Genomic DNA, 11460 nt, shown 5'->3' with positions numbered 1-11460 from the left:
TCACCCTATCGATGATTCTATTTCCATCTCAATAAGCCTGTTTAGCTCAACAGCATATTCAAAAGGCAAACTACTGACTATCGGTTCTATAAAACCTTTTACAATCAAACTCTTAGCTTCCGATTCACTCAAGCCTCTTGACATAAGATAAAAGATTTGTTCCTCTTTTATTCTACCTATCCGCGCTTCATGACCTATATCAGAATCACTGTTGTAAACTTCGATTATTGGAACAGTGTCACTTTTAGAATCATTGTCAAGCATTAATGCAGTACATTGAACATGAGCTTTACTCTTTTCTGCATTTTCTCCTATTCTCAGTAATCCGCGGTAAAATGCCCAGCCACCACCAACACTTATACTTCGAGCATCTATGGTAGAGCTCGTATATGGTGCCAGATGTACCACTTTAGAACCTGTATCCATATGCTGACCTGGACCTGCATAAGTTATTCCCAGGCTTTCTGCTTTAGCCCCTTTACCTTTTAATATAGTCATCGGATAAAGCATAGTTTTCATACTCCCCAAAGAACCAGAGATCCAGGACATCACACCGTCTTCTTCCACTATAGCACGTTTCGTATTTAAATTATAAGTATTTTTACTCCAGTTTTGAATAGTCATATATTTTACTTTTGCATGCTTTTTTACATATATTTCAACCATTCCTGTATGTAAATTTATAACATTATATCTCGGTGCCGAACATCCCTCAATAAAAGTAAGCTCAGCACCTTCATCAGCAACAATAATTGTATGTTCTAACTGACTCATTCCTGGATTACTCATTAAAAAATAAGCTTGCAGAGGAAGTGGTACTTTAACTCCTTTTGGTACATACAAAAATGTTCCACCACTCCATATAGCCCCGTGCAAAGCTGCAAATTTATGATCATATGCAGGAACAAGCTTCATGAAATATTCTTTCACAAGGTCAGGATACTCTTTTACAGCACTTTCCATATCCATAAATATAATTCCCAGGCTCTCTAATTCTTGCTTTATATGTTGATAAACAATTTCAGAATCAAATTGTGCCCCCACTCCCGCAAAAAATTTCCTCTCCGCCTCCGGAATACCAAGCCTGTCAAAAGCTTCTTTTATCTCTTCAGGAACTTCTTCCCAGGTAGTCGTTTTTTTCGCTTTAGGTTTTATGTATGGGATAATTTTGTTTAAATCTAAATCACTTATATCTACTCCAAATCTTGGATCATGCCAGCTTTGAAAAACTTTCAATGACTCCAACCTTATTTCTCTCATCCACTTTGGTTCTTGCTTTACCTCTGAAATTTCCTCAATAATCTCGCGGGTCAATCCTGGAAGAGATTTATATTCAATTTCAACATTTGCTATGTAATTGAACTTTTCGTCATTTATCTCTATATTATACCCCACATTTATCACTCCCTTACAATTGCATAACCTTTCTCTTCAACTTCATTTGCAAGCGTAAGATCTCCTGTCATAGCTATTTTACCATCGACATATACATGCACTTTATCTACATCCAGATAGTCTAAAATCCTTTTGTAATGAGTTATAATCAGAACACTTGTTCCATTTCTTTTGATTTCCTTTATTTGTTCAGCCACTATCCTTAAAGCATCAACATCAAGCCCTGAATCTATCTCATCAAGAATAAGTAATTTTGGCTTCAAAAAATACGCTTGAAGTATTTCTCCTTTCTTTTTTTCGCCACCTGAAAACCCCACATTCAAGAATCTTTCCAGAAAATCCTTTGAAACTTTTAATTTTTCAAGCCTTGCCTTTAAAATTTTATTCAATTCAGAAAAAGTCTCCTTTTCGCCATGAAGTTTTCTATACGCGTTGATAAGGAAACTTTGAAACTTTATCCCTTCTATTTCAAATGGATGTTGAAATGTGAGAAGTATACCCTTTTTTGCACGTTCATCTGTGGACAAATCAAGTAAAGATTCGCCCTCAAAAATTATGTCTCCCTTAGTAACTTTATATTTAGGATTACCCATTATAACATTAGCCAGAGTGGATTTTCCCGAACCATTTGGTCCCATTATCGCATGTAATTCTCCTCTGTTAATTGTTAAATTTACACCCTTTAATATCTCAACATTTTCCTCAGCCAAAACAGCATGTAAGTCTTTTATTTCAAATATGTTTTCCACGTTCATCCCTCCTAAATTAGCATAACCTAATTATAGTATATCATATTAATTTCCTTTTTGATAATAACTTTGGTAACATTTTTGTTGCTTATTTTTTGATTTACAATAAAAAAGGGGCCGAAAACACCGGCCCCATGATTTCTTTTACTATCTCATGATTTCTTTTACTATCTATTAATATTCTGGCATTTCTGGTACATTTGTGTTTGCTTTTTCCTCAGGTTTTTCCACAACAAGAACTTCTGTTGTAAGGAGCATACCTGCTATTGATGCAGCGTTTTGAAGAGCGCTTCTTGTAACTTTTGCTGGATCAATTATACCACGTTCAAACATATTACAATATTCTCCTCTAAGTGCATCAAATCCATAGTCTGCATCGTCTCTCTCAAGAACTTTGTGGATAATTATTGCACCTTCATAACCGGCGTTTTTGGCAATTTGCATAATGGGCGCACTTAATGCTTCGTAAACAATCTTAGCACCAATTTTTTCATCTTCTTCCAGTTCATTTACAACGCTCTCAACTGCTTTTCTTGCTCTTAAAAGTGTAATTCCACCGCCAGGAACAATTCCTTCTTCTACCGCTGCTCTTGTTGCACTAAGAGCATCCTCTATTCTATGCTTTTTCTCTTTCAATTCTGTTTCAGTAGCTGCACCAACTTTAATTACTGCCACACCACCAGCGAGTTTTGCCATTCTTTCCTGTAAAGTTTCTTTTTCATATTCGGAAGTTGTTTGTTCAATTTGAGCTTTAATCTGGGAAATTCTCTTTTTGATTTCTTCTGGATCGCCTTTTCCACCAACAATTATTGTATCATCTTTCTTTACTCTTACAACATCTGCTCTACCAAGATCATTCAATGTTAAATCTTCAAGGTTAATTCCTACTTCTTCACTTGCAACAATTCCACCAGTAAGAATCGCTATATCCTGAAGCATCGCTTTTCTTCTATCTCCAAATCCAGGAGCTTTAACCGCAACTGTATTGAGTGTACCTTTAAGTTTGTTAAGTACGAGTGTTGTAAGAGCTTCTCCCTCAACATCTTCAGCTATTACTACTAATGGTTTTCCTGTTTGTGCAACTTTTTCAAGAATTGGAATTAATGGTTTAATATTGGAAAGTTTTCTATCGGTGATGAGAATAAATGGTTCATTATATACTGTTTCCATTTTTTCTGGATCAGTTACAAAGTAAGGAGAAATGTAACCTCTGTCAAATTGCATACCTTCTGTAAATTCAACAAATGTCTCTATGGATTTGCTATCTTCCACTGTAATAACACCATCTTCTCCTACTTTTTCCATTGCTTCTGCAATAAGTTTTCCTATTTCTTCACTGTTAGCACTTATAGAAGCAACATGAGCTATATCATCAGAATTTTCGAGTTTCTTGGAAATCTTTTTTATTTCTTCTACAGCTTTTGCCACTGCTTTTTCAATACCTCTTTTTACAAGAATTGGATTTGCTCCCGCGGTAACATTTTTAATACCTTCCTTGATCATTGCCTGAGCGAGCACTGTAGCTGTTGTTGTACCATCGCCAGCAACATCATTTGTTTTACTTGCCACTTCTTTAACAAGTTGTGCCCCCAGATTTTCAAATTTATCTTCCAATTCAATTTCCTTTGCAATAGAAACTCCATCATTGGTAATTGTAGGGCTTCCCCATGATTTTTCTATAACAACATTTCTTCCTTTTGGACCCAAAGTAATTTTCACAGCATCTGCTACTGCATCAACGCCTCTTTCGAGCGCTCTTCTTGCTTCTTCACTGAATCTGAGTATCTTTGCCATAAGCTTTCACCTCCCCTTAGTCTTCAAATTTAGCAAGTATATCTTCCAGGTCAATTATTATGTAATCCTCATCATCGATTTTGATTTCAGTTCCCGAATATTTTGAAAAAATAACCTTATCTCCTACACGAATGTCAATATCATCATCCTCAATGTTCCCAACAGCGATGACTTCAGCCTTCATAGGCTTTTCTTTGGCTGTGTCTGGAAGAACGATTCCTCCTTCTGTTCTTTTTTCCTCTGTAATTGGCTTTATTAAAAGTCTCGAACCCAGTGGTGTAACCTTCATCGTCAAACCCCCTTTCAAAATTTTTGTGTTATCACTCTACATATATGACTGCTAATTTTAGTGTACACAAAAAACGCGATTTTGTGAAGTCTAAATATTTGCCATGAGCAGTGATTAAAGCAGAATATTTATAATTAATGTTATTTTTCTTTGAAAATCATACCCAGCTCTTAAAAACGGAAGGGAGGCTTATCGCCTCCCTTGTTTAAATGGTGGAGCCGATGGGACTTGAACCCACGGCCTCTACCGTGCCATGGTAGCGCTCTCCCAGCTGAGCTACGGCCCCATATTAAAATACATTTATTAATTTACCACATGTTTCACTTCTAGTCAAGTTTTTCAAACCAAAGGTCGAAATCGGCTTTTTGAGAAATCAAGAAGTGAAAAATTTACTTTTTTATCGTTTCAAACAAATGTAAAAGATTTTATTTTTTACTAACCTCGCCAATCTCGCCAACTCTCGCTAAGTTAAGATTCCTCGTCACTACGTTCCTCGGAATGACATAAGCGGGGGATTCCTCACCTTTTTGTTTCTTGGAATGACATAAACGGAGAGCTTTTTGCCTTCTTGTTTCTCAGAATGACATGAATAGGAATACTCTTCTTGCTCCTTAGAATGATTTTCTTCCTTTGTCATCCTGAGCGCAGCGGAAGGGATGTCATCCCGAGAAATGAAATGAGGAAGGGGATGTCATCCTGAGGAGCGTCAGCGACGAAGGATCTTGTTTTTTTCTGACACTCGCCAATCTCGCTAATCTCGCCAACTCTCGCCAAAATAAGATTCCTCACCCTTCGGGTTCGGAATGACATGGGTGGGGAGCCAGTTCTCGCTAACTCTCGCAAGACCTTTCGTACTCCGTGCTCAGGACAAGCCTTGCCAATCTTTTACATTCTAAATTACCGCTTTTTATAAATTTTATGGTACAATATTTAAGAAAAAGTAAAAACAGAAAATAGAAAAAAATAGAAAGGAGCAGGATAGTGAGATGGAAACTACGACAATTTAATAAGGAGTTGGTTAATGAGCTTTCTAAAAAGCTTAAGATTCCTTATCTTACTTCACAACTCCTTGTAACGCGAGGATTCAACGATCCAGAAAAGGCCTGGAAATTTATCAATCCAATAAAAGAGGATTTAAGGTCCCCGTTTTTACTCAAAGATATGTCAAAGGCTGTTGAAATTTTGATTATGGCACGTCAAAAAGGGTTACCCGTGCTTGTTTATGGAGACTATGACGTTGACGGAATTACTGGAACAGCTACTCTTGTGAGTTTTCTTTCAAAACATGGGTGGGAAGTAGATTATTATATACCAAACCGTTTAGATGAAGGTTATGGCATCCAGCCTTCAATCGTACAGAGCTTTTACGAAAAAGGATTTAAAGTTTTATTAAGCGTTGACTGTGGCATCACAAGCTTTGAAGCGGTTGAATTAACTAAGAAACTCGGTATGTATGCAATAATAACTGACCATCACAGTACCAAGGATGTACTGCCAGTTGCTGATGCTGTAATTGATCCAAAAAGAGCTGATGATAATTATCCTTTTAAAGATTTTGCTGGTGTTGGTGTTGCTTATAAACTAATTACCGCATTGGCAAAATCTCTGGATATTCCCGAGGAAGATGTAGATACTTTGCTGGATCTTGTGGCCCTGGGGACCATAGCAGACATGGTAGAACTTGTAGATGAAAACCGTTACATTGTAAAAGAAGGTCTGAAAAAATTAAACAATACAAATAGAATAGGTCTAATTCAGTTAATAAAAAAATTAAACTTGAATTACATCACAAGCCAGGATATAGGTTACCGTATAGCTCCCAAGCTTAATGCAGCGGGTCGTTTATACTCGGCTGAAGATGCGTTTAAGTTAATTATGACTGAAAATATGTCTTCTGCCGAGCAGCTCGCTGAGATACTCCTGGGATACAATTTTACCCGACAGGAAATAGAAACAAAAATATACGAAGAAGCAGTTGCTCAAATTGAAAGCACTGATATGAAAGATGCTCCTGTCTTAGTAGTTTACAAAGAAGGATGGCATGCCGGTGTAATAGGTATTGTAGCCACAAAACTCGTTCAAAGATATAATAAACCTGCTCTGGTTATCTCTCTTGAAAATGGTATAGGAAGAGGATCTGGACGAAGTATCGAGGGAATTAACATTTTAGAAATCTTAAAAAATTTTTCTCACCATTTCGAAGAATTCGGTGGTCATCCTATGGCAATAGGTTTCAGTATTTTAGAAAATAATATAAAGCCTTTCATCAAAGAACTTAAAGATAAATTAGAAGAACAACTGCTCAAAGTAACTTCATCACTTACTGTTGATGCTATACTCACAGTTGATGAAATAAACGAAGAAGTTTTAGAAGCTTTGAGATATCTGGAACCTTACGGGCATGGAAATCCTGAACCTATATTTTTAATAAGGAATTCTACAGTCGATCGTATCAGATTTTTTGGCAACAATGGAACAAACGTTAGATTAACACTTAGAGGAAAACACAAATTAATAGAAGGAATAGGCTTTGGTTTAAAAAAACAATATCATGAGATTCCAGCAATTCAAGCTCTTTTGACATCCCTGGACGTTGCTGCTAATATTCGTGAAAACGGTGTTGGGCCAGTTTTAAACGTAATAGACTTTAAAGTTTCAGCTGCTTCGGAGGAAGAGTACAAAGATAAGTACTTTATATATTCTTTCACTAACAACTGGAGAAATCAAAATTCTGAAGATTTTGATTACTACCATTCAAATGAAATTTTACAGAGATTCGAGAAAGTAAAAAAATATACAAGTTTCTCAAAGCCTTTTGTCCTTCAAACTGATCCACTTACTCGAAACGCTTTTTTAATATATCTTATGGAAAAAAGTAGAACATTAATAATAAACCCTACCAATGTTGATGCTTTACACATTTACGAAAGCCTTTCAAGACATTGTCCAAAAGACTTGTCTTTCGTAAATTCCATAAATACAAATTATAAAAAACATGTTATAACGAACGCTATTATGATTTTAGAAAACGTCGTAAATATTTCTGACTTTGACACAGTGGTACTTAATGAAATTCAAATACTTCCTGCTATTTCCAGCGAAATATTCTCCAGACTAATATCCAGAACTGGAAAAAATGTTATAATAACTTCTATTTATAATTTTGAAACAAATATACCATTGTATTCCGAGGATAGAAAAATCAACTTTGGTCTTGAGGATCGAAGGAATACAAAAAAAAGCATCGAATACGATTCAAATGCTGTAGCATATGTTTTTTCAAACTATCATTATGTCGATAAATTTTACGAAAAACTTATGAAAGCTTCTCATAATCCTAAGGATATGGTCTTTTATAGTCCTATCTTAGAACCTTTCCAGAAAAAAGCTATCAGCACTCTGGTGCGAAAAAAAAGGATAAAAAAATTAGTCTGTTCTACAAACACAGATGGTCTTCCTTCGATGTTACAAGATGGTGTTGAAATAAAACTATATGACTTCCCACTAACTGTAAAAGAATTGATAGACGCAGTAGCCGGTTCTTCTTATTCTATTCTTCAACTTTTTTACAATAAAGAAGACGTTAATCAAAGGCTCAATCATTTACAAAAGATTTTCCCAAGCAATGAAAAACTCAAAACTTTGTTTGAAAATATAACAACCATTCCTTCAAACGAAGAAATTCAACAACTTTCTGTAAAATATAACATTCCAGAAAAAGTTTTAAGGTCCGTGTTAAAAAATCTAATAACCGAAAAGACAAACACAATAGAATATGCCCCTGAAAAGATTCTCAGATTAAAAGAGCGGGAGATAGAATTACCATATTTTGAAAAATACACTATGATGCTCCTAAATGCCAATATAAAAGACATTTATAAAATGATCGAAGAAAGATATCTATACGATGTATATTTGCAAATTTAGGGGGATGCTTGTTGATAATAACAATAGATTACGGCACCAGAAAATGTGGCTATGCAATTGGATCACAATTTATTAGAAAAAGCGGGGTTGTAAAAACCGAAAAAATCAATGATATTATTAAATCCGGTAAGACTATAGTTTTAGGATTGCCGCTTTCAATGAGTGGTAATTATTCATCTCAAACTTTCAAAGTTCTCAAATTTGGAGAAAAACTCGTTAAAAAAGGCTTTGAAGTTTATCTATACGACGAAAGATTAACCTCCAGAATGGCCAAATCTTATGGAATTAAAGATGATGATGCGTTTAGCGCCCGGCAGATTTTTTTAGATTATATTCAAAATCCAGAAGTTGCACAAAAGCTCTTAATTGTCAAACCATTAAATATCAAACTTTTTGAAAGCAATATTCTTTATGTAGAAACGCCTCCAGCAATAAACGTTAAAAAATGCATAGCATTAACAAAAAATCACTCAATAGCCCTTGCCCATTATAAGAAACAAAATCTGGTAATAAAAAGCCTGAAATCAATAGACAAAAAATTTGATATTATTGTTTTACGCAAGGATTTTCTTATAAAAGATTTTTACAATCATATTTCCGAAAATGGTATAATTATAAAGGTATAAAAAACTCTGGGGTGTGTGCCTGTAGCTCAATTGGATAGAGCACTGGACTCCGGATCCAGAGGTTGCGGGTTCAATTCCCGCCAGGCACACCAGAACAAAGAATTCTATACAATCAGGAAAGGAGAGAATTTATGAAAAATTTGCACATGATTCTTGACGAACACTCTCTGGACAATATATTGATTATAAACATAGAAAATTCAAATTCACCTTCTACGCGATTTTTCTCTGGATTCAGTGGCAGCTTCTCGGGAATCATATTTGGCAAAGGTGTGCAAATGATAATCACTGATTCCCGGTATTGGGAACAGGTCAAGCTTGAAACTAATTTTGACCTTGTAAAGCTAACCAAAGAAAAAAAGTTTTTAGATCTTGTTTCAGAGATGCTCGAAAAAATAGGGGCAAAAAAAGTTGGTATTGAAAAAAATAGAATTTCAGCTTCAATTTTTGAACAGCTTCAGAAAAAATTTAACGGAACTTTCGTTGACATCTCAAAAGATGTAATAAAAGCACGTTCAATAAAAAGTTCTCAAGAAATTGAAAATATAAAAAAAGCTGTTTATATTGCTGAAGAGGCATTTAAAAAGACGTTAGAAATTGTTAAACCTGGAATTACTGAAAAAGAGTTCTCTGCTTATTTAGAGTATCAGATGAAACTTTTAGGTGCTGAAAAAGCTGCGTTTGATACTATAGTTGCCTCTGGCTGGCGAGGGGCTTTACCACATGGAATAGCAAGCGATAAAGAAATAAACAAAGGTGAACCTGTAGTAGTTGACTGGGGAGCTTTTTACAAAGGGTATGTTAGTGATTTGACAAGGGTATTTTGTATAGGTGAACCATCTGAAAAAGTTAAAGAAGTCCATCAAATAGTTGTTAATGCCCAGGAAAAAGCTATTTCAAAAATAAAAGCCGGAATGACTGGTAAAGAAATAGACTCAATAGCAAGAAACTATATCATAGAAAAGGGTTTTGGAAACAATTTCGGACATTCCCTTGGACATGGAATAGGACTTGAAGTACACGAAGAACCTGGTTTAAGTATAAATAATGAACATCCATTACCACATAATTCTATAGTAACAGTAGAACCTGGTATCTATATTTCAAATGAATTTGGAATAAGAATAGAAGATAATGTTCTGGTAAAAAATGATGGGTGTGACGTTTTAAGTAGTTTATCAAAAGATATATTCATAGTATGAATAAAAAATCAAAAAATCTGGGGAAAGAATTACTAAAATTAAATTTAATAACTATATTTGGCGCATCTGTTGCGGGAAATATAATTGTAGGATTCTTTATAGGAAAACTTTTAGATCACTTATTCAAAACCGAAAAGATCTTTGTTATCATATTTCTATTTTTAGGAGCCATTTCAGGAATATATAACGGAATCCGACAACTTTTAAAGGAAGTTGAAAAATATGATAAATGATGTTTTGAAAAAGATGTATTTCACCACATTTATGATAGCATTGTTTGTTGTGGGAAGTAGTATTGTTATTTCTAATAAAAGTTTTAGTTTCGGTTACATCATCGGAACAATTGGTGCGTTTTTATACATATATTCTTTATATAGGGATATAATTAATCTGAATTACAGAGAAATTTCGAAAAAGCGAAAAATTCTTAAGGGATTTTCTTTGAGATATTTCTTTTCGGCAAGTTTATTTCTGTTAGCAGGATATATTATGGAAGACAAAGTTTCCGCATTGTTTGGTGTATTCTTAGGATTAATTAATGTAAAAATTTCTGCGTACATAGTTGGACTTTTTTATGGAGGTGACCAGCGTGAAAAGAAGGGCTAAAATAGGCATAGCTCTCTTTTTAGTTATATACGTTACTCTCGGTCTTATAAATGCTATTTTCTTCATTCCAAAGGACGCAAAGGAAGTAACCCAGGGACTTGCTAACAGATGGATTGTACAATTGTCTGAAAAAAGCGTCTGGTACTCGCGGATAAACCCGCTTACTATTATAATGACATGGGTCATAATAGGTGGAGTAATAATTTTTGCCGTACGTGTTGGGAAAAACTTCAAACTTATTCCGGATCGAAAACAGTCTTTAGCAGAAGCGGTTATGGATTTTATGTATGAAATAGTCGAAGGTGTTATTGATGACCCACGTTTTGCTCGACCAACTTTTATGATAGCAACAACGTTGTTTATATTTATTGCTCTTTCCAATGTAATAGGTGGAGCAATTCCTGGAATCAATGTTAATGTTATAAATACCCCTGCTGGAAATCAGGTTACTTTTACACTTTTTAGTGATACATGGTTTGCACCAACTGCTGATTTAAATACAAATTTAACCTACGCTATTATGGTGTTTTTTATAAGTCACGCTTTTGCAATTAGAGCAAAGGGGTTAAAGGGATGGTTAAAATCGTGGTTAGAACCTAATCCTATAATGCTTCCAATGAATATAATAGGTGAGTTAGCAAAACCCGTATCCCACTCACTCAGGCTATTTGGAAATGTTGGTGGAGGTGCCATACTCACGTTTATACTTTCCTATCTTGTGAAATACATGTTTCTTCCCATTGTATTCTGGGGATTTTTTGGTATTTTCGTGGGACTAATTCAAGCTTTGGTGTTTTCAATGCTTGCAGTTGCATATATTTCTGCACAATTATCGTGAAATTATCGTGAGAAGAAAATCATCAATACTAATT

Annotated in this window: 10 protein-coding genes and 2 tRNA genes; 7 read left to right on the top strand and 5 right to left on the bottom strand. The window is 34.9% G+C overall.

Annotation, left to right across the window (positions count from 1 at the left end; all coding sequences use genetic code 11):
- From sufB to JYK00_RS05365, 5 genes are all read right to left on the bottom strand, one after another.
- Entirely contained in the window at window positions 1–1395 is a 1395-nt protein-coding gene (sufB, locus tag JYK00_RS05385) for a Fe-S cluster assembly protein SufB (protein WP_207565909.1), read from the bottom strand.
- A gap of 5 nt (window positions 1396–1400) precedes the next feature.
- Complete coding sequence (gene sufC / locus JYK00_RS05380) at window positions 1401–2135, bottom strand: Fe-S cluster assembly ATPase SufC (RefSeq protein WP_323128255.1); 735 nt, start codon at window positions 2133–2135, stop codon at window positions 1401–1403.
- A gap of 183 nt (window positions 2136–2318) precedes the next feature.
- Window positions 2319–3938: a chaperonin GroEL gene (groL, locus tag JYK00_RS05375; protein ID WP_207565907.1), complete on the bottom strand. Its 1620-nt coding sequence runs from the start codon at window positions 3936–3938 to the stop codon at window positions 2319–2321.
- 16 nt (window positions 3939–3954) lie between these two features.
- Complete coding sequence (gene groES / locus JYK00_RS05370; protein WP_207565906.1) at window positions 3955–4227, bottom strand: co-chaperone GroES; 273 nt, start codon at window positions 4225–4227, stop codon at window positions 3955–3957.
- A 210-nt stretch (window positions 4228–4437) separates the two neighbouring features.
- Window positions 4438–4513: transfer RNA gene (locus JYK00_RS05365), tRNA-Ala, on the bottom strand.
- Between the two features lie 695 nt (window positions 4514–5208).
- Between JYK00_RS05365 and recJ the strand changes: the two genes are divergently transcribed.
- The 7 genes from recJ to atpB all read left to right on the top strand — a co-directional run bounded on the left by recJ (window position 5209) and on the right by atpB (window position 11426).
- On the top strand, window positions 5209–8154 hold the full coding sequence (recJ, locus tag JYK00_RS05360) for a single-stranded-DNA-specific exonuclease RecJ (RefSeq protein ID WP_207565905.1): 2946 nt from the start codon (window positions 5209–5211) through the stop codon (window positions 8152–8154).
- Window positions 8155–8165: 11 nt separating this feature from the next.
- On the top strand, window positions 8166–8780 hold the full coding sequence (locus tag JYK00_RS05355; RefSeq protein WP_207565904.1) for a RuvX/YqgF family protein: 615 nt from the start codon (window positions 8166–8168) through the stop codon (window positions 8778–8780).
- Between the two features lie 15 nt (window positions 8781–8795).
- Window positions 8796–8872 (top strand) — tRNA-Arg (locus JYK00_RS05350).
- 39 nt (window positions 8873–8911) lie between these two features.
- Window positions 8912–9982, top strand: coding sequence for an aminopeptidase P family protein (locus JYK00_RS05345; protein ID WP_207565903.1), 1071 nt, complete (start codon window positions 8912–8914; stop codon window positions 9980–9982).
- Window positions 9979–10215, top strand: coding sequence for an AtpZ/AtpI family protein (locus tag JYK00_RS05340; protein WP_207565902.1), 237 nt, complete (start codon window positions 9979–9981; stop codon window positions 10213–10215). The genes JYK00_RS05345 and JYK00_RS05340 overlap by 4 nt, the downstream gene beginning before the upstream one ends.
- Window positions 10205–10588, top strand: a complete 384-nt coding sequence (locus tag JYK00_RS05335) for an ATPase (RefSeq protein WP_207565901.1) — start codon at window positions 10205–10207, stop codon at window positions 10586–10588. Before JYK00_RS05340 ends, JYK00_RS05335 begins: the two co-directional genes overlap by 11 nt.
- On the top strand, window positions 10557–11426 hold the full coding sequence (atpB, locus tag JYK00_RS05330) for a F0F1 ATP synthase subunit A (RefSeq protein WP_207565900.1): 870 nt from the start codon (window positions 10557–10559) through the stop codon (window positions 11424–11426). Before JYK00_RS05335 ends, atpB begins: the two co-directional genes overlap by 32 nt.
- Window positions 11427–11460: the final 34 nt, after the last annotated feature.

This window comes from Thermosipho ferrireducens (assembly GCF_017358165.1).
In the GTDB taxonomy this organism is placed as follows: domain Bacteria; phylum Thermotogota; class Thermotogae; order Thermotogales; family Fervidobacteriaceae; genus Thermosipho_B; species Thermosipho_B ferrireducens.
This window is presented reverse-complemented; position numbering and strand designations above follow the sequence as displayed.